This is a genomic window from Streptomyces sp. NPDC058683, from assembly GCF_042716195.1.
Taxonomy (GTDB): Bacteria; Actinomycetota; Actinomycetes; order Streptomycetales; family Streptomycetaceae; genus Streptomyces.
In genome coordinates this window covers 42,331-60,760 of the sequence record NZ_JBHXSK010000021.1, presented here as the reverse complement: position 1 = coordinate 60,760, position 18,430 = coordinate 42,331, and the positions used below count along the sequence as shown (strand labels likewise).

Below are 18,430 nucleotides of genomic sequence, written 5' to 3'. Positions count from 1 at the left end.
CGCTGGCCTTTGCTGTGGGGGACTTTTGTGTGTGTGGGGGGCGGGAGGACTCTGGCGTGTCAGGGCCGCCAGCGCGGGGCGTACCCGCTGGTGAGCTTGCGCTTGTTGTGGCGCCACTTGGGTTCGTGGTTGACCAGGTCGTTGGTGAAGCCGCGCAGCCGGCGGATGACCGCCCCGTACGGCTTGATGGCGAGCGAGGAGAGGGTGCCGCCGGGCGGCTCGTCCATGAACGGCATGAACGCGTCCGGGAAGCCCGGCATGGTGCAGCCGATGCAGATACCGCCGACGTTGGGGCAGCCGCCGATGCCGGCCATCCAGCCCCGCTTGGGCACGTTGCAGTTCACGACCGGACCCCAACAGCCCGTCTTGACCAGGCACTTGGGCGAGTTGTAGTCCATCGCGAAGGAGGCCTGCTCGTAGTACGAGCCTCGGTCGCAGCCCTCGTGCACCGTCCGGCCGAACAGCCACTGCGGGCGCAGCATGTGGTCCAGCGGCGGCGGGGGAGCGGTGCCGGCGGCGTGGTAGAGCACCCAGACCAGGGTCTCCATGAAGTTCTCCGGCTGGACCGGGCACCCCGGAATGTTCACCACGGGCAGCCCGCCCTGGGACTTGAAGTCCCAGCCCAGGTAGTCCGCGAGACCCATGGCGCCGGTCGGATTGCCGGCCATCGCGTGGATGCCGCCGAAGGTCGCACAGGTGCCGACGGCCACCACCGCCCAGGCCTTGGGCGCCAGTTGGTCGATCCAGTCGTTGAGGGTCTGCGGTTGGCCGGTCTCCGGGTCGTTGCCGAAGGACGTCCAGTAGCCCTCGCCCTCGATGATGTTCTGGTTCGGGATCGAGCCCTCGATGACGAGGATGAACGGCTCCAGCTCGCCCCGCGCCGCCTTCCGGTACGGCGCGAGGAAGTCCTCGCCGCCCAGGCTCGGCGACAGCACCTTGTTGACCAGGTTGACCTTCGGCACGCCCGGGATCAGGCCGAGGACCAGGTCCTCGATGGAGGGCTGGTCGGCCGCGGTGACCGAGACGGTGTCGCCGTCGCAGCTCATGCCCTCGGAGATCCACAGGATGGTGATCTCGTCGAACCCCTGGTGCTCGACGGTTTCGCCGGGCTCGCCGCCGACGGCGGTGGTGCCGTTCTTGGTGCTCATACGCTAGGCCTCCGATGGAGTGGGTCCCGTGGGCGGCTCTTGTGCCGCCACTGGGTCCGGGACGTCGGTGCCCCCGAGCGGCTCGACTTCGTCGGGCCGGAAGTAGTGGAACCGGCCGTACCAGCCGTGCAGTTCGGCCGCCGGATCGTCGTCGACGGTGACGGCGAGATGGGTGCTGCCGTCCACGTCGTGGAAGACGGCGGCCACGGTCGCGGTCCGTCCGGCCAGGAACATGTCCTGGGCGTCGGCACCCCGGCCGCGCGGGCGCAGCCGCACCGCGCTGCCGCCGCCGACCCGCACGCCGTCGACCAGGACGGTGTCGGTGGCCGGCGAGAGCCCTTCGTCGGCGCCCTCCTGCCACCAGGCGGGACGGCCGGCGGCCGGCTTCAGCGAACGGATCGCGCCGTGCAGCCGTCCGAAGACCTCCGGCGGCATGGTGTCGACCCGGTCGAGGATCTCGGCGGCCCGCGGGTCGGTGGCGCGGGCCTCCCGCTTCTCCTCGTCCGTCAGCAACATGGTGCGCAGGGTGAGGATCTCGTCGATCTCGCCGGCGTCGTGCAGATCCCCGGGGCTCTCCGGTGCCACCTGCGGATGGTCGGGCAGGATGATCGGCGAGGAGAGCAGCAGGGCGGAGACCGAGCCGTCGGTGGGGGCGTCGGCGGGGGGTGCGCCGCCGAGCACCGGGAACGTGAAGTCGTTACGGCAGCTCCGGGCGGCCTCCTGGAGGCCGGGGACCGGGTCGATCAGGGAGACGAACTCCGCGCCCTCGGCGCCGAGCAGGGTGTGGGTGGCGATGAGGGCGCCGCGCAGCGCCCGGTCGCGCGGGGCATGCGGATCCGCCGTCCGCCCCTCGTGCGCGGTGTGCACCCGGAGCCGGACGAGGCCCTCGCCGAGCCGCTCGACCATGACCGTGGTGCTCGCCCGCACCTCCTCCCGGCGCCTGACCACCCGCCCGGCACCGGAGGGCAGCGCCGCCGTGTCGGCGCCGGCGGGGGAGCCCACCGGGAAGGTGCGCTCGCCCTCGGCCAGGGCGACCGTGAGGTCGGCCTCGCGCGGTACGGCCTCCTCGAAGGTCAGGTGCACGGTCCCGTCGTCGCACGTCAGCGACTCGACCGGCCGCCCGTCCGCGTCCTCGACCTGCTTGTGCTGCATCTGCAGGTACCGCACCCGCACCCGCAGGACCGCGCCCGGCCGGTGCACCCGCACCAGGCACTCCGTCCGCTGGTACCAGGAGTCCGCCGAACCCGACACGCCCGGGCGGACCGGGCCGTCGGCCTCCACCCAGTCCCTGGGGAAGAGAACCCCGAACTGCCAGCGGGAACGATTCTTCGGCGAGGACCGCCGATAGGGGTAGAGCAGGTAGCCCTCGTAGAGGACGGCATCGGCGACGGCGGACAGCTGCCCGAAGGAGTGCCCGGACCGCTCAGGAGGCGGCTTCGAGCCGTCCACCAGGGCAGTGCGGGGCGCTCTGCCGTCGACCAGTCCCTCGGCCATGCAGCCTCCTCGGATCCGTGCGCGCGCCCATACCTTCCACCACGGTCACATCGGTCACGCCCGCTCGCCTCTTCTGGGCGAGCGGGGTTGGGCCGAACGGGGTGTGCCTGGGCGTACGCCGGGTCAGCCGGCGGAGGGGGCCTGCGCGGGACGGTCCGGGCGGACCGAGAAGCCGATGCCGCCGACCTGGGCCACGATCGCGTCCTTCACCAGCGGCAGGCCCGGCCCGGTGGCCTCGGCGGAGGTCCCGGGGTCGGCCACCTTGGCGGTGCTACCCGGTCCCCGCGCAGTGCAGAGGCCCGATGGACGACGCCCATCCCGCCGCTGCCGAGCCGGTCGACGAGCGTATGGCCGCCGTTGGATCCGGCGGACCCCGATTCCCCGGCGCGCAGCGGCATTACCGGTCGTTCTTCCCGCTTCCCCTACGCCCCACGGCAGGCTGTCCGAAGACCTCAGCCCCGGCGGATCGCCGCGTGGTCAGGGGGCGATGAAGAGGGAGGGGAAGCGGGGGGCCAGCCAGGGCTTGCGGCCGGTGGCGAGTATCTGGCCCCGGGCCATGGCCAGCCACGGGTTGCGGCGGCCGAGGGCGATGAGGAGGAAGGCCACCGGATCGATGACGATCGTGCAGTCCGGGCGGTCCTGCGGATCCGGAGCCACCCGCACAGCGCCGTCGGCGAGTGTGACGCCGAAGGCGCCGCCACCGCGCAGCCGGATCGTGTAGCGGGCGGTCAGTCCGGCGACCGCCGAACCGTCCGCCACGGTCGGCATCACCGAGAGCATGAACGGCATGCACAGCGCGACCCGTTCGGCGTCGATCATGTGCGGACGCCGCAGCGCGCGGGCGAGATCGTAGCCGTGGCCCAGCATGTGCGTGAGCAGGTAGGAGGCGAGGACGGACCGGTCCATCGAGCCGAGCGGGGTGACCGGCGCAGGCCCGTCCGCGGTCGTGGCCAGCGCGTCGACACACCGCGCGGCCTGCTCGGTGATCATCACCGCGAGCGGCTCGGCCCGGCGCTCCCCGAACGCTGCCAGCGACTCGGCGTTGGCCGCCGCGAGGCTCCGCGGCGTGCCGTCCCCGTAAGGGCGTTCCCTGCCGAGAGCGAGGTCGGCCATCAGCTCGTTGGCCAGCGCCAGATGGGCGGCCGCCTCGCCGACCGTCCATTGCGACCCGGGTACGGCGAGACTCGTGTCGGCCACGCCGTCCAGCACGGCCGCGATGTCCTCTCCCGCCTGCCGTATCGCCTGCCCGAGCCCTGCGGGCAGCGCCCCGCGGACGTCCTGCCCTGCCGCCTGATCCATGTCGGTTGCTCCCGTTCTACCGGGCGGTACCCAATCAGACGTACGAGCGCACCACAAGACCTGTGGCGGTCAGTGCGGGCCGAGGCCGCGCAGGAAGGTGTCGACGACCACGTCGGCGGCCTGGGCGGCGCTGAGCTCGGGCAACTCCTGCGAGGCCAGGTGCATCAGCTGCGGCAGCAGTGAACTCGCCCACGCGAGCGGGAGATCCGAGCGGAGGAGCCCCTCGTCCATGGCGCGCCGCAGGAAGTCGTCGATCTCCCCGATCAGAGCGTCGCGCCGCACCCGGATCGCGTCGTCGGCCCGCAGCCTGGTGAGTTCCACCGGCCACTTGCGATTGACGCCGATGATCTCCTCGACGTACCGGTGCAGCGCGACCGCGACCGGAGCCGCACGCAGCCTGGCGTTCTCCACGGCCCGCTCGACCGCGTCGTACCGCGCCTCGTAGACAGCCGTCAGCAGCTCCTCGCGGGACGCGAACCGCCGGTAGACGGTCCGCCGGTCGACGCCGGCCTCGGCTGCGATCGCGGCGATGCTCGCGGCCGGATCGGCGGCGAGCATACGGGCCCCGGTCGTCAGAACCGCTTCCAGGTTGCGTGTTGCGTCTGCTCTCACGGGCCGAGCATAGCCCGGAGTGTGAAACCTGCCTCGTCTAATGACTCGGAGGTGAGGCTGTCGCGGTCGTAAGTGCTACATTGATGTGACAGATAACAGTCGCTTCGCTCGACATCCTCGGGAGAGGGCAAATGATCACTTACGACCGTCTCTTCATCGCCGGATCCTGGGAGGCGCCCAGTGACCCCGACCTGCTGGACATCCGGTCGCCGCACGACCAGGCGGTCCTCGGCCGCGCCGCGCAGGCCCGGCCCGCCGACATCGACCGTGCCGTGGCCGCCGCCCGGACCGCCTTCGACCAGGGCCCCTGGCCGCGCACGGCACCGGCGGAACGCATCGCCGTCGTGCGGCGTCTGAACGCGCTGCGCGAGGCCGGCGCCGAGAGGATCGCCGACCTCATCTCGGCCGAGAACGGCTCGGCCGCCTGGTTCACCAGGGCCGGACAGCCGGGGCTCACCCGGCAGGCCGAGGCCTACCTCAGGGCCGCGGAGAAGTTCGGCTGGGAGGAGACGCTGGAGTCCGGTTCCGCGGTCCGCGCCGTCGTACGCCGCGAGCCCGTCGGTGTCGTCGCCGCCGTCATTCCCTGGAACTCCCCGTTCTCGGCGGCCATGGCGAAGATCATCCCGGCGCTGCTGGCCGGCAACACGGTCGTCCTGAAGGTGTCGCCGGAGAACTCGCTGAGCATGGGGGTCCTCGCCGAGCTGCTGGAGCGGGCCGGTCTGCCGGAAGGGGTGATCAGCGTGCTCCCGGCCGACCGGGAGACCAGCGAGTACCTGGTGTCGCACCGCGACATCGACAAGATCGCGTTCACCGGCTCGACCCGGGCCGGGCGCCGGATCGCCGCCATCGCGGGCGAGCAGCTCAAGCGGGTCAGCCTGGAGCTGGGCGGCAAGTCGGCCGCGATCATCCTGCCGGACGCCGACGTCGACCGGGCGGTGCTCGGGCTGAAGTTCGCCTCCCTCCTCAACAACGGCGAGTCGTGCATCGCCCAGACCCGCGTCCTCGCCCCGCGCGTCCGGTACGACGAGGTCGTCACCGGCCTCAAGGATCTCGTGGAGTCGCTCAAGGTCGGTGACCCGGCCGACCCCGACACCTTCATCGGCCCGATGATCCGCCGCGACCAGCAGCAGCGCGTGCGCGACTACATCGAGGCAGGCATCGCGGAGGGGGCCCGCCTCGTCACCGGCGGCCCCGGGATCCCGCCCGGGCTGGAGAACGGCAACTACGTGACCCCGACCGTGTTCGCCGACGTCGACAACTCCATGCGGATCGCCCAGGAGGAGATCTTCGGCCCGGTCCTCGTGGTCATCCCCTACGACGACGAGGACGACGCCGTACGGATCGCCAACGACTCGGAGTACGGGCTCTCGGGCGGCGTCTGGTCCGCCGACGAGGCGCACGCGCTGGCGGTCGCCCGCCGGCTGCGGACCGGCACGGTCACCGTCAACGGCGCGGCCTTCTCCTTCGACGGCCCGTTCGGCGGCTACAAGGCCAGCGGGATCGGCCGCGAGTACGGGGCGGTGGGGCTCGCCCAGTATGTCGAGCACAAGACCGTCACCTTGGCGGCATCGGGGGCCTGACCTGGGGCACTGCTGACCTGGGCAAACACTCTTTGGCGAGGCGTCTACAACCGGCTGCGGATGTGGGCTATCGACGGCACCTGGGAGCGGGTGTTCACGACGCTGATGGCCCAGGCCGACGCCGAAGACGACCTGAGCTGGGCCGTCTCGGTGGACTCCACCATCGTGCGGGCCCATCAGCACGCCGCTGGGGCCCGCAAAAAGGGCCCCAGCCGGCGAGCCGGACGACCACGCCATCGGACGGTCCCGCGGCGGACTGACCACGAAGATCCACCTCGTCGCCGACACCTGCTGCCGCCCCTGGCCTTCGTCCTCACTGCCGGACAGGCCGGCGACGCACCTGCCTTCATTGACGGCATGGCCCGCTTGCGCGTTCCCCGGCGCCGAGGACGCCCCCGGACCAGGCCGGAGGTGGTCCTGGCCGACAAGGCACACTCCTCCCGCGCGATCCGCGAGCACCTGCGCAAGCGCGGCATCCGAGCGGTGATCCCCGTCCCGGCCGACCAGCGAGGTCATCGACTCCGTCGCGGCAGCCGAGTCGGCAGACCACCGGCCTTCGATCGTGACGCCTACAAGCAGCGCAGTACCGTCGAGCGGTGTATCAACCGCTTGAAGCAGTGGCGGGGCATCGCGACTCGCTACGAGAAGACCGCGACCATCTACCTGGCCGGACTCCACATCGCAGGCATCTTCCTCTGGTCCGCCCACTGATCCAGGGGACTACGATCTGGCGATTTCTTGCCGGAGCTGGTGGGTGAAGCGACGCAGGAGGTCCAACGTCTCTCGGAACTCGGCCCGGCGGTCGTCCCTGCCGTCGGTGGGCCGGGTGCTCCAGACCCGACGCGCGAGAGCATCGGCGAGATCGACGGTGTCGCTGGCACAGAGCAGGTAGAGGGCTGAGCGTGCTTCCTGCATCTGGTTCGCCAACTCGTTTGCTCCGGGACCGTCGTCACTCAGCTGTGTTTCCTTCAGGTAGTCCAGCAGCTGAACTACGGCCGTGTCGAAGCCGATCCCGGCTTTGAGCTTCTGTTCGCGGAGCCACATGCGGTCCCGTCGGCGCGCGGTGAACCACGAACCGAACACCGCCCCTATGAGGCCGATAGCGGCTCCGATGGCCACGGACAGGATGTTCTCCACGGTCAGCTCCCCCCGACGTACAGCGCCGCCAGGCTACAGAGGCCGCCGGAGGCGCCGCACTCGACGAGCGCCCTCACATGCCAAGGGATCGGTGATCCGAACGAAACGGCCTAGCTAGGCTAGGCCGAATCGGATGTGCCCCCCGACTGCCGTAGGCCAACCTGCGGAAGCAACATCAGGGGCCCGGGGATCCCCGGGCCGGGACGGCAGCGGTTACGCGGCGAGTTCCTTCATGGTCGCTGCGACCTGGCGGACCGCCCCCGACCCTTGAAGGGGCGGGGCCGTATCGACATCGGGTCTCCCGCGGGCAGGCGGAGGACGAAGCACGCCCCCGAACCCTTCGGCTGCACCGCCAGCACGAGCAGGCCGCCGTGCCGGGCCGCCAGGTCGCGGGCTATGGCGAGACCGAGGCCGGTGCCGCCGTCCGTACGGGTGCGGGACTCGTCCAGGCGGGTGAACCGCTCAAATATCCGTTCGCTGTCGGCTTCCGCGACGCCGGCCCCGTCGTCGCGGACGGTGCACAGCACCGACCCGGGTGCGGCCGAGTCCCGGGTCACGGTCAGCAGTACGCGGCCGACGGCGTGGCGCAGGGCGTTGTCGAGCAAGTTCCGGAGGATCCGTTCGAGGTCACCGGGTGCCGCGAACACCGTCGTCGCGGCATCCGGCGCGGCGACGAGGAGATCCACCTTCGGGGAACCCCCGGCGCGCTCCGCGTACTCCTCCGAGAGCCGGCCCGCCAGTGCCGCCACGTCGACCCGTTCGGCGGGGGCCGGCGCGGCGCCCGCGTCCAGCCGGGCCAGCAGGAGCAGTTCCTCCGTCAGACCGCTCAGCCGCCGCGCCTGCCGGCCGGCCGCGGACACCACGGCGGGCCAGTCGGTCCGGTCGGGATAGGCGGTCGCCACCTCCAGCCCCGCGAGGAGGGTGGCGAGCGGGCTGCGCAGTTCGTGCGCGGCGTCCGCCACGAACCGGCGCTGTGCCGTGGCCGCCTCCTCCAACCGCTGCAGGGTGGCGTTGATGGTCAGTGCCAGTTCCGCCACCTCGTCGGCGGTGTCGGGTACCTCCACCCGTTCGCGGGGGTCCGTCGCGGTCACCGAGGCGGTGCGCGCCCTGATCGCCTCGACCGGCCGCAGCGCCCGCCGCGTGGCCAGCCAGGCCACCCCGGCCACCAGCACGGTCGCGACGGGAACGGCCACGACGAGTTCCCCGTCGAGTTCGCCGACCGCCCGCTCGGCATCGTCCGGGACGATCAGGACGTACACCCGGACCCGGGCGTCGGCGGCCACCCCGCGCCCCTGCGTCTCGCCGGGCAGATAGGAGGCGGGCACCGTCCCGTCGACGGTGGTCAGGGTCCGTCCGGACAGCGAGCGGGCCGCCGGCTCGGCCACGGCGGGAAACGTGAACCGGCGTCTGGTGTACAGGGGCAGGCTCCCGCCCCGGCCAGGGCCCGGGAGGAACGCGCGGCCGTCCTTCTCGTACGGCGCCAGGTCGGGACTGGACGCCAGGAGCATGCCGTCGTCGGCGACGATTTCGTACGGTGCTGTTCCCCAGGGGCCGCCGATGGACGCGTAGACGGTGGCGCTGAGCAGGGTGTCGACCTGCTGCTGGGCCACCGACGAGGTGGCCCGCAGCCGCTCGTCGTACAGCTGATGCCGCATCAGCAGGGCCCCGGAGGTGAAGAGCACGGCCGCGGCGAAGGCGGCGGCCAGCGCGGAACGCGCCCGCACCGAGCGGAGAACCCGTACCGAACGTGGGAGAAGGCGGGCGCGCCGCAGCCGGCGGAGCGCGCCGGGCGGGAGCGCGGGCAGCAAGGCGCGGCGCCCGCTCGGATCTCGGCCGTTCGGAACGTCAGTCACCGGAGTTCCGTCCGACACCGTCCCACCGCCCGGCCGGGGGCTCCTGAACGGCGTGTTCCTCCGTCTCCCCGCGGTCGTCGACCAACCGGTAGCCCACCCCGCGCACCGTCAGGAGGGACTGCCGTCCGAAGGCCGTGTCGATCTTCCGGCGCAGGGCGCTGACCCGGACCTCGACCAGGTTGAGGTCCTCGGCCTCGTCCGGCCACGCGTGGTGCAGGATCTCCGACTTTGTGACCGCTTCGCCCGGCCGCCGCGCGAGCACCTCGGCGACTGCGAACTCCCGGGGCGTGAGCGGTACGGCGACGCCCGACCTGCGGCAGGTCCTGGCCGCCACGTCCAGGACCAGGTCGCCCACCGCCAGCAGCGGGGAGGCGGGTCCCCGCGCCCGGCGCATGAGCGCGCGCAGCCGTGCGACCAGGACCAGGTAGGTGAACGGCTTGGTGACGTAGTCGTCGGCGCCGGTGTCGAGGGCCTCGGCCTGGTCCCAGTCGCCGTCCTTCGCGGTGAGCACCAGCACGGGGGTGGTGATGCCCTCACGGCGCAGCTGGGCGCAGACCCGGTAGCCGTTGAGCAGCGGCAGCAGCAGGTCGAGCACGACGGCCGCATAGTCACCCGTGCGGGCCTTCCACAGGCCCTCGCGGCCGTCATGGGCCACGTCCACGCGATAGCCCTCGGCCGTCAGCCCGAGGCGCAGCGTCTCCGCCAGCTCGCGCTCGTCCTCCACCACCAGAATCCTCACCCCACCAGCCTGGCACAGGCTTCCGGCGGCTCCCTGACCGCTTCGTCAGGTTCGGTCAGGGCCTGGTCAGCGGCTCTCCGGCACGGTGTCCGAGCCCCGGAAGGGTGCTCGCCGCGCCGGCCCACCCGCGCGGCGAGCGCCGCACCGGTGATCCGCCGGACGAAAGGCCCCGACATGCCGACCCGCCTGACCACGCTCCTCGCTACGCCCCGCGCGTCCCGCCCGCCGTCCCGCGACGACGCGGCCGGGCCCGTCGCCGGAACGGCCCGGCCATCGCGGGGCGCCCCCGGCTGGGCGACCGCGCTGTCGCTCGCCCTGGTGTGCTTCGTGACGTACACGGCGCTGTCCGTGCGGCTGCACCAGCGGATGCTGACCACCGGCTACGACCTGGGGATCTTCGAGCAGGCGGTACGGTCCTACGCGCACGGGCACCTGCCGGTGGCCGAGCTCAAGGGACCGGGGTTCCCGCTGCTCGGCGACCACTTCTCGCCCGTACTGGCCCTGCTGGCACCGCTGTACCGGGTCTGGCCGACGCCGGTGGTCCTGCTGGTGGCGCAGGCCGCGTTGTTCGCGGTGGCGGTGATACCCCTGGCCAGGTGGGCCGAGGAGGTACGCGGCCGACGGGCGGCGCTGGTGGTCGGTCTCGGCTACGGCGCCTCCTGGGGTGTCGCACAGGCGGTCGGGTTCGACTTCCACGAGGTGTGCTTCGCGGTGCCGTTGCTGACGTTCTCCCTGACGGCGGTGGGCCGTGGCAGGGCGCGTGCCGCGGCCTTGTGGGCGCTTCCGCTGCTGCTGGTGAAGGAGGATCTCGGGCTGACCGTCGCGGTCGTGGGTCTGCTGATCGCGCGCACCGGCGAGCGCGACGACCGCAGGACGGGGGGTGCCCTGTTCCTGGCCGGAGTGCTCGGGTCCTTCCTGGAGATGCTGGTCGTGATACCGGCGTTCAACCCCGGCGGCACGTTCGCCTACAGCTCCAGCGTGCCCGGCGCGGGGTCCGCCACGCCGGGCGTCGGCGAGTTGCTCCTCCACTACACGGTGGGGCTGGTCACCCCGGACACCAAGGCGCAGACGGTGCTGGCCCTGCTGTCCGTGACCGGGTTCCTGGCCGTGCGCTCCCCGCTCCTGTGGGCGGCCCTGCCGACGCTCCTGTGGCGCTTCGCGTCGGACAACCAGGCCTACTGGGGAACCGGCTACCACTACAGCGCGATCCTGATGCCGGTGCTGTTCGCCGCCTTCGTCGACGCGCTGACCCGGCCCGGACCGGTGCGGTACGCGCTGGCGGCGAGCGCGGCCGTCACCGTGCTCCTGCTGCCCCAGTTCCCGCTGTGGCAGCTGACGCAGCCCGCCACCTGGCACACCGACCCCCGGCTCGCGACCGCCCGGCGGCTGATGGACCGCATCCCGGACGGCGCCACCGTCGCCGCCTCCAACCGGCTGGTCCCGCAGCTCAGCAACCGCACCCGGGTCAGCGTGTTCGGCCTGGGGGGCAGCCGTCCCGACCCGGAGTGGATCATCGACGACAACGCGCAGCCGATGGGCTGGCCGATCTCACCCGACGACGACCGCAGGCTGCTGTCCGAGGTCCGGAACAACGGCCGCTACCGGACCGTCGCTGACCAGGACGGCTACGTTCTCCTGCAGCGGTGGCCCTGACAGAGCCGCAGGCCGGCGACGCCGTGGAACTCGTGGCGCCTCCTACGCCTGTCCTACGCCTGCGCCGGCCCCTGTTCCAGTACCGGGGCGAGCCGTCGGACGCCGAGGCCGAGGGCCTGTCCGGTGGCGTCCGCCGGGAAGGTGCCGAGGGCGCGCTCAGGGACTGGCGGACACCGGACTTGCGGCAGGCGTCGGCGAAGGACCGGCGGGTGTACTGGGCCCCGTGGCCGGTGTGCACGACCGCCCCGGCGAGGCTGCCGCGGGTCCGCGTAGGCGCAGTCAGCAGCTACCGCCCGGAAGACCAGCCCGGCCGCTTTGGCCCGGGCGGCCAGGTCGGCTGCGATCTGCAGTTGGTGCTGACCGGGGGAGTGATGGGCCGGGCCAGAGCAGGCCTGCACCGGGTAGCAGCAGCGCAAGTCCGTCCAGGAGGAGGTCACGGTGACCACACCACGGTTGATCCTTCCGACCGAGCCGGGGTCCTGCTTGCCCACATGGGTGTGGCCCTTCCGTCCTTGCGGTCGCCGGATTCGTCGACGCGGTGACCGGGTCAGGCCGCACCACCGTGTCGAGACAGGCGGTCAGTCGCGTGCCGGGGGTGTGTAGAAGTCGCCGACGGATGTCCAGACGCCGTTCCTCACCACTACTTTCTGCACGCTGCGCGTACCCAGGTGATTGCTCGCGCTGAATGTCATGACGGGCGACACCCTGGGGTCCACCTTGGTCGCCTTCTGGTAGGCGGTGGTGAGGGACTGGGCTGTGACGGGCCCCTTGACGGTCTTCGCGATCTCGGCGAAGACCTTGGCGTTGCTCCAGCCCCACAGAGCGAGGAAGCCCGCGGTCTGGCCGGGTTCGTACTTGGCCATCGCGGTCCGGAACTCCTTCACCGCGGGGTCGTCGTCCGAGGGCGCCTTGACCAGCTGGACGGCCTTGAGACCCTCGGCGGCGTCCTTGGCCAGGGCGATCGTCGACTCCGCGGCCACCGGGGCGTAGGCGTAGGTGGGCAGGGAGAGGCCCTGCAACTTGGCCTCCTTGAGGAAGGCGGCCGCCTCGGGTGAGGTGAGGATCAGGATGACCGCCTGCGGTTTCGCCGACTTCACCTTGCTGATCACCGGGGTGTAGTCGGTGGTCTGGTACTTGACCGGCAGCCGGTCGACCTCGACGGAGGGGTTCACCTTCTTCGCGACGGGCGCCACCTGCTCGGCCACGTTCACGAACGCGGCCGGGTCGCTGTGCACGACGAGGATCTTCTTCGCGCCGTCCTGCACCGCCCACGCGGCGACCGCCGCGGCCTGGTCCTCGTAGAGGGTCTGGGTGCCGAACAGGCCGGCGCGCGGCGGCTTGTACCAGTTCTCGGTGCCGCCCACCTCGTTGAGGACCGGCACCTTGGACTGGTTGAGGACGAACGGGAAGGCCGCCTCCGCCTGAGAGGTGCCGTTCGCGTTGACGATGGCCACGACCTTGTCCTGGCCGACGAGCTGACGTGCGATCTGCACGGTCTGCTGCGGATCGGCCGCGTTGTCCTTGACGGTCCACTCGATCTTGCGGCCGTTGACGCCCCCCTGCGCGTTGAGCATCTTGAAGTACGCGTCTGCGCCCGCCTTCTCGGCCACGCCGTACGTGGCGGTGGAGCCCGTGAGGGGCAGCCACGCGCCGATGTGGATCTCGGAGGAGTTGCTACCCGCCGACGCCGAGTCCTGACCGGCGCACGCGCTTGCGGTCAGTGCCATCGCGGCGAGAACGGCCGTCGTTCCCGCCACGCGGCGGAATCTGCTGATTGTCCGGAACACGGTCCACCTCGTTCACAACGTTCACAACGGGATTCACTTCACTTGGGAGGTCCGGGCGGGGGCCGCCGTGGTCGTGGCGGGCACCAGGCCGCCGCCGAAATACGCCGATTCCGCCAGGGCCGCGAACTCCGCGTCGCCCGGCCGTCCTTGAGCGGCGACGACGCCCTCGTGCAGGACGGCCACCTCGTGGCAGACGGCCATGGCCCGGCTGAGGGACTGCTCAAGGAGCACCACCGTCAGGCCGTCGTGGGTCAGCCCGATCAGCCGGTCGTAGACCTCGTCCACCAGGGCGGGGGCCAGACCGAGAGCCGGTTCGTCGACGATCAGGACGTCCGGCCGGACGATCAGCGCGCGGGCGATGGCGAGCATCTGCTGTTCGCCGCCCGACAACCCGGCGGCCGGGGCGGACATCCGGTCACGCAGCCGTGCCGGCAGCCACTGGGCGGTCTCCTCCAGGCGTTCGCGCAGCGCCGAGCCGGTGACGCCGGCGGCGTACGCCGCGACCTCGAGGTTCTCGCGCAGCGACAGCGTCTTGAACAGTCCGCGGCCCTCGGGAGCGAGGCTGGTGCGGACGGAGCCGCCCGACTGTCGTTCGCCGTGGGCGGGTCGGAGCGAGCCGTGCAGGATGCCGGCGAGGGTGCTCTTGCCCGCGCCGTTGGCCCCCGCGACACCGAGCACGCTTCCTTCACGGACGTCGAGGTCGACGTCCCGCAGGGCGACCACCCCGCCGTACGAGTGACCTGTCCCGCGCAGGCGGATCAGGCTCTGTTCGCCCACGGTGTCGGGAAGTTGGGCACGGTTGCCGATCGTTCCCAAGTAGGACGACCGCACCTTCGGATCCTGGAGCACGGTGTCCGGCGTGCCGTCGCCGATGGTGCGGCCGAAGTCGAACGCGAGCACCCGGTGGGCGACGGAGAAGAGGTCGTCGAGGACGTGGTCGATGACCACCACGGCGGTGCCGTCGGCGTTCAGCCGCCTGATGTGCTGGGCCAGCAAGGCCCGTTCGCTCGCGTCGAGCCCGCCGAAGGGCTCGTCCAGGATCAGCAGCCGTGGCCTCTCGGCCATCGCCCGCGCGAGGTCGAGGCGCTTCTGGAGGCCGAAGGGCAGCTCCGTGGGGCGACGGTCGGCCACGTCCGCGAGGCCCACGGAGCGCAGCAGCCGCGCCACGGCGTCCCGGTCGTCGGCCCTGACACGGCGGCGGGTGCACAACACGTTCTCGGCGACGGTGAGTTCGGAGAACACCTCCGCGTGCTGGAAGGTACGGCCGATCCCCAGCCGGCGACGCGCGGTCGCCCTGGCCTTCAGCAGCGGCCGGCCGGCGAAGTCGGCGGTCCCGCTCACGCGCCCGTTGCCGGTCAGCCCGGACAGCACGTTCAGCAGCGTCGTCTTTCCGGCCCCGTTGGGCCCGATGACAGCCAGGATCTCGTCCTGCCGCACGGACAGCGAGGCGTCTTCCAGGGCCTTGAGTCCGCCGTAGGAGACGGACACGTGCTCCAGGTGCAGGAGGACTGGGCCTTCGGAGGATGGCGCGAGCGCCGGGACCGGCTCGGACGGCTCGGCGGACTCGGGGGACGGCGGGTGTCCGGCCGCCGGCCGTCGCAGTACGTGCCTCAGGACCTGTCGCGCGGGCCCGGCGAGGAACGGTACGAGTCCTCCGGGCAGGAAGAGGAGGATCGCGATCAGCACGACGCCCTGCACCACGGGCTGGGGCATCCCCACGGTGGAGGAGAGCGAGGGGCTCCAGGTCAGATAGATGCCGCCGGCCACGGCGCCGAGGACCGAGCCGACCCCGCCGAGTACGCACGCCGCGATCAGGGAGATGCCGAAGGCGAGCGAGAACGGGTCCGGGCTGACGAACCCGGTGATCAGACCGAGCAGCACCCCCGCGCAGCTCGTGCACGCACCGCTCACCGCGAACGACAGCGACGACTGGGCCTCCGGCGCGATACCGACCGTACGGGCGGCCATGGGATGCGACTTGGCGGCCACCAGACGCATCCGCAGCGCCGAGGCGCGGGCGGGTACGGCCAGGGCGAGGACCACGGCCGCCGCGCCCACCGCGAGGTACTGGGCCTCCATGCCGCCGCCCGGGTACGTGCCGAGGCCCAGGGCGCTGCGCAACTGGAGCACCGGGACTCCCTGGTCGCCCCCGGTCACGCTGCTCCACCTGTTGACCAGTTCCAGGGTCACCGTGGTGAAGGCGAGGGTCAGCAGGGCGATGTAGAGCACCGAGAACCGGGCTCCCGCGTACCCAAGGAAGGCGCCCAGGGCGGCGCCGACCGCGACCGCCCCCAGGACCACCGCCTCCAGGGCCCAGCCGTGTGCGCTGCCGTACGCGGCGAAGTAGGCGCCGATGGCGAAGAACGCGGGATGGCCGACCGACCAGATGCCGGACCAGCCGGCGAGCAGGCCGACCGACAGCACGACGATCGTGTACACGGCCGCCAGCGCCACCGAGTACATCTGGTACGCCGGGATCGCGCCGGCTGCCATGAACACCATGAGCACCGCGCCGGCGGCCGGTCCCAGGGCGGCCCTCGCCAGGACGGAACGGTTGAAGACCATGGATGCGACCCCTCAGACGCGCTGGAAGGTGCGGGTGCCGAACAACCCCTGGGGGCGGATCAGCAGCACCAGCACGGTGAACGAGAACACGAACGTGTCGCGGAAGCTGGCGGAGACGTAGTTCGCCGCCAGGTTGTCCAGGACACCGATGGCCAGCCCGCCGACGACAGCGCCGTACATGCTGGTCAGACCGCCCAGGAAGATCCCGGCGAAGGCCCGGAACAGCGGTGCGGTGAGCGCCGTGGTGGCCAGGCCGGAGCGCGGCGCGTACAGGCACGCGGCCAGCGCGGCGAGACCGAGGCCGAGGGCCCAGGAGATCCGGGCGAGCCGCTGGGCACCGAGGCCCACGACCCGGGCCGTCCCGGGCGACTCGGCCACGGCACGCATGGCCGAGCCGAGCGTGGTGCGGGCGAACAGATAGCCCACCAGCGCCATCGCCACCGCGGCGACAGCGATCGTCACCAGGCTCTGCACCGGCAGCGCCGCGCCCGACCAACGCACCGTGCCGTCCACCAGGCTGGGGAAGTCCCGGGGCTGTTCGCCCCAGACCGATCCCGCCAGGTTCTCGGCGATCAGCGAGACTCCCATGGTCACGACCAGCGCGGAGAACAGCTGTCCCTGACCCAGCGGCCGGATCACGGTCTCGCGCACCAGCAGGCCCGCCGCGACGGTGACCGCGATGGCGGCGAGCAGGCCGAACACCGTCGCCACACCGCGGTCGTGGAGCGACACGGCCACGTACAGGCCCAGCGTTGCGAGCGACGCCATCGCGAAGTTCACGACGTCCGTGGCCCGGTAGATGATGACCAGCCCGAGGCCCATGAGGCCGTACACGGCTCCACTCGCCACACCGCTGACCAGGACAAGCAGGAACTGACTCACAGTCCCTCCCTCGGGGAAGAGCGCGTTTCACGCCAGCGTGCGGAACTCACGGGCACGGCAGGCGACGCTAAATCAAAGTGAACTCAATTCAGTACGCTAGGCACTGCGATGCCGGGCGGGCAAGACTCGTGCACGGGATTTGTGCGTGTCCGCCCGCGCCGTCTCAGCGGCCGACGGCCGTCGGCGCCCCGGCGAGCGCGGTACGAGCCGCCGCCAGCCCGAAGACCAGGGCGGGGGCGAGGCCGCCCGCGTAGGCGCGCCGGTACAGCCCGCCCCCGTCCGCGCCGGCCGCGAGCAGTCCGGGAACCCGACCGCACCCGTCGGCGCCCCCGTCTCCCCGCGCGGACAGGACGCGGGCCCCGGCGTCGATCAGCAGGCCCGCGAAGGTGAACGTGACCGCCGGGGCGGCCTCGATGACGTAGAAGGGCGGTTCGTCCAACGGGCGGGAGTCCAGCAGGCGGCTGGGTTCCGGGTTGCCGCCCGATGCCGTGGCGGCGTTGAACTCCTTGATGCGGTCACGGATCACGGCGCCGGGATAGCCCCACTCCTCGGGCATCGACGCGAAGTCCTCCAGGTCGTCCGCCACCGCGCAGCGGGCCCCGGCGCGATGGCACAGCTGGAACTTGTCGACGCCGGGGATGCCTTCGACGTACGAGGCGCTGATCCACTCCTGGTGCACGCGCGCGTCGGCGACCAGCAGACCGCGGGCCTGCGGCCGGTCCAGCAGGGCCATGGCGGTGAGGTGGTCGCCGACCGTCTCGTCGACGAAGCGCTCACCGGTGGTGTCGAACAGCAGGGCGTGCTCGCTGTAATAGAGCGCGAGGCCGACGAAGCGCGCGGGGTCGGAGAGGGAGACGCCCGCCGGCATCAGGTGGCCGTAGAAACCGGCATCCTTCTTGCCGAACTCCGCCCCCGCGGCCCGGCCGAGCGCGAGTCCGTCGCCACGGCTGTGAGAGTTGGCCCGCAGGCCGATGTCCGCGGCCTGCGGGTGCAGGTGCTGGGCGCGCAGGCCGGGGTCGCCCTGGAAGCCGCCGGTCGCGAGCAGGGTCCAGGTGGCCTCGATCCGGCGCGCCGAGCCGTCCGGCATCAGGCACTCGGCCCCCGTCACCCTGCCGTTCTCCGTCAGGAGGGTGCGGGTCCAGGTGCCGGTCAGCACCTCCTGGCCCCGGTCCCGGAGCAGCCGTTCGCAGGTGTCGAGGTAGTGGTCGGTGTCGACCTGGTGCCCGCGGCCGAAGCCGAGAACGGGCACCGGCGGCCTGCACTCCACGCCGAGCGACCGGACCCAGGCCACACCGTCGGCGAACCCGTCGACCAGGGCCGCGGCCAGCTCCGGGTCGCCGTCCGGATTGACCCGGCGCAACTCCTCGACGGTCGGGGCGGTCCAGATGAAACCGGCGAAGCGGGCGGAGCCGCCGGTGCGCTCCGCCTTCTCCACCAGCACCACCGAGCCGCCCTCGACCGCCACCCGGGCGGCTGCCGAGAGCCCGGCCATGCCACCGCCAATCACCAGCAGATCCACTGTGTCCGCGCCCATGGGCAGTCCACCGCCTTTGCGTCGCTGAGTGAGACATGACGCTAATTGAACTCACTTCTGTAGTCGAGAGGTCGGTGCGGGTGCGCTGTGGCGGTACGGTTTCTGCCGGGTCGACGCCTCAGTCCGGAACTCGGCCGGGAACGCGGT

15 protein-coding genes are annotated in these 18,430 nt (G+C 71.9%); 3 read left to right on the top strand and 12 right to left on the bottom strand.

All coding sequences use genetic code 11. From position 1 onward, the window contains the following. Nucleotides 1-59 precede the first annotated feature (59 nt). The 5 genes from ACFWXC_RS23660 to ACFWXC_RS23640 form a co-directional block, all read right to left on the bottom strand. Complete coding sequence (locus tag ACFWXC_RS23660; protein WP_384481649.1) at nt 60-1,148, bottom strand: hydrogenase expression protein HypE; 1,089 nt, start codon at nt 1,146-1,148, stop codon at nt 60-62. A gap of 3 nt (nt 1,149-1,151) precedes the next feature. Next, a complete protein-coding gene (locus ACFWXC_RS23655; protein ID WP_384481648.1) occupies nt 1,152-2,642 on the bottom strand; it encodes a hypothetical protein in 1,491 nt (496 codons plus the stop codon). Nucleotides 2,643-2,765: 123 nt separating this feature from the next. Next, nucleotides 2,766-2,903: a hypothetical protein gene (locus tag ACFWXC_RS23650; RefSeq protein WP_384481646.1), complete on the bottom strand. Its 138-nt coding sequence runs from the start codon at nt 2,901-2,903 to the stop codon at nt 2,766-2,768. A gap of 216 nt (nt 2,904-3,119) precedes the next feature. Beyond that, nucleotides 3,120-3,941, bottom strand: a complete 822-nt coding sequence (locus tag ACFWXC_RS23645; protein WP_384481645.1) for a maleylpyruvate isomerase family mycothiol-dependent enzyme — start codon at nt 3,939-3,941, stop codon at nt 3,120-3,122. A 69-nt stretch (nt 3,942-4,010) separates the two neighbouring features. Further along, entirely contained in the window at nt 4,011-4,499 is a 489-nt protein-coding gene (locus tag ACFWXC_RS23640) for a TetR/AcrR family transcriptional regulator (protein ID WP_384481843.1), read from the bottom strand. A gap of 185 nt (nt 4,500-4,684) precedes the next feature. Here ACFWXC_RS23640 and ACFWXC_RS23635 point away from each other — a divergent pair, with 185 nt between their 5' ends. Together ACFWXC_RS23635 and ACFWXC_RS23630 are read left to right on the top strand one after the other, a co-directional pair. After that, a complete protein-coding gene (locus ACFWXC_RS23635; protein ID WP_384481643.1) occupies nt 4,685-6,133 on the top strand; it encodes an aldehyde dehydrogenase in 1,449 nt (482 codons plus the stop codon). Nucleotides 6,134-6,142: 9 nt separating this feature from the next. Then, a complete protein-coding gene (locus ACFWXC_RS23630; RefSeq protein WP_384481841.1) occupies nt 6,143-6,844 on the top strand; it encodes an IS5 family transposase in 702 nt (233 codons plus the stop codon). Nucleotides 6,845-6,853: 9 nt separating this feature from the next. Here ACFWXC_RS23630 and ACFWXC_RS23625 read toward each other — a convergent pair whose 3' ends face one another. The 3 genes from ACFWXC_RS23625 to ACFWXC_RS23615 all read right to left on the bottom strand — a co-directional run bounded on the left by ACFWXC_RS23625 (nt 6,854) and on the right by ACFWXC_RS23615 (nt 9,862). Continuing rightward, complete coding sequence (locus ACFWXC_RS23625; RefSeq protein ID WP_384481641.1) at nt 6,854-7,270, bottom strand: hypothetical protein; 417 nt, start codon at nt 7,268-7,270, stop codon at nt 6,854-6,856. 230 nt (nt 7,271-7,500) lie between these two features. Continuing rightward, nucleotides 7,501-9,123 (bottom strand): sensor histidine kinase, encoded by a 1,623-nt coding sequence (locus ACFWXC_RS23620; RefSeq protein ID WP_384481639.1) that lies wholly within the window; start codon nt 9,121-9,123, stop codon nt 7,501-7,503. Next, nucleotides 9,116-9,862 (bottom strand): response regulator transcription factor, encoded by a 747-nt coding sequence (locus ACFWXC_RS23615; RefSeq protein WP_384481637.1) that lies wholly within the window; start codon nt 9,860-9,862, stop codon nt 9,116-9,118. The genes ACFWXC_RS23620 and ACFWXC_RS23615 overlap by 8 nt, the downstream gene beginning before the upstream one ends. A 174-nt stretch (nt 9,863-10,036) precedes the next feature. Between ACFWXC_RS23615 and ACFWXC_RS23610 the strand changes: the two genes are divergently transcribed. Next, entirely contained in the window at nt 10,037-11,515 is a 1,479-nt protein-coding gene (locus ACFWXC_RS23610) for a DUF2079 domain-containing protein (protein ID WP_384481636.1), read from the top strand. 578 nt (nt 11,516-12,093) lie between these two features. Here the strand turns inward: ACFWXC_RS23610 and ACFWXC_RS23605 are convergent. From ACFWXC_RS23605 to ACFWXC_RS23590, 4 genes are all read right to left on the bottom strand, one after another. Further along, on the bottom strand, nt 12,094-13,272 hold the full coding sequence (locus tag ACFWXC_RS23605) for an ABC transporter substrate-binding protein (RefSeq protein ID WP_384481634.1): 1,179 nt from the start codon (nt 13,270-13,272) through the stop codon (nt 12,094-12,096). Between the two features lie 63 nt (nt 13,273-13,335). Beyond that, a complete protein-coding gene (locus ACFWXC_RS23600) occupies nt 13,336-15,867 on the bottom strand; it encodes an ATP-binding cassette domain-containing protein (RefSeq protein WP_384481632.1) in 2,532 nt (843 codons plus the stop codon). Between the two features lie 12 nt (nt 15,868-15,879). Continuing rightward, a complete protein-coding gene (locus ACFWXC_RS23595; RefSeq protein ID WP_384481630.1) occupies nt 15,880-16,749 on the bottom strand; it encodes a branched-chain amino acid ABC transporter permease in 870 nt (289 codons plus the stop codon). Nucleotides 16,750-16,912: 163 nt separating this feature from the next. Continuing rightward, nucleotides 16,913-18,283, bottom strand: a complete 1,371-nt coding sequence (locus tag ACFWXC_RS23590) for an FAD-dependent oxidoreductase (RefSeq protein ID WP_384481628.1) — start codon at nt 18,281-18,283, stop codon at nt 16,913-16,915. Between the last annotated feature and the right edge of the window lie 147 nt (nt 18,284-18,430).

What these genes read in the sequence shown, in the direction of transcription:
- ACFWXC_RS23635 (WP_384481643.1), top strand. Translation starts at nt 4,685, where the DNA reads ATGATCACTTACGACCGTCTCTTCATCGCCGGATCCTGGGAGGCGCCC.
- ACFWXC_RS23640 (WP_384481843.1), bottom strand. Translation starts at nt 4,499, where the DNA reads ATGCTCGCCGCCGATCCGGCCGCGAGCATCGCCGCGATCGCAGCCGAG.
- ACFWXC_RS23655 (WP_384481648.1), bottom strand. Translation starts at nt 2,642, where the DNA reads ATGGCCGAGGGACTGGTCGACGGCAGAGCGCCCCGCACTGCCCTGGTG.
- ACFWXC_RS23645 (WP_384481645.1), bottom strand. Translation starts at nt 3,941, where the DNA reads ATGGATCAGGCGGCAGGGCAGGACGTCCGCGGGGCGCTGCCCGCAGGG.
- ACFWXC_RS23600 (WP_384481632.1), bottom strand. Translation starts at nt 15,867, where the DNA reads ATGGTCTTCAACCGTTCCGTCCTGGCGAGGGCCGCCCTGGGACCGGCC.
- ACFWXC_RS23590 (WP_384481628.1), bottom strand. Translation starts at nt 18,283, where the DNA reads ATGGGCGCGGACACAGTGGATCTGCTGGTGATTGGCGGTGGCATGGCC.
- ACFWXC_RS23660 (WP_384481649.1), bottom strand. Translation starts at nt 1,148, where the DNA reads ATGAGCACCAAGAACGGCACCACCGCCGTCGGCGGCGAGCCCGGCGAA.
- ACFWXC_RS23610 (WP_384481636.1), top strand. Translation starts at nt 10,037, where the DNA reads ATGCCGACCCGCCTGACCACGCTCCTCGCTACGCCCCGCGCGTCCCGC.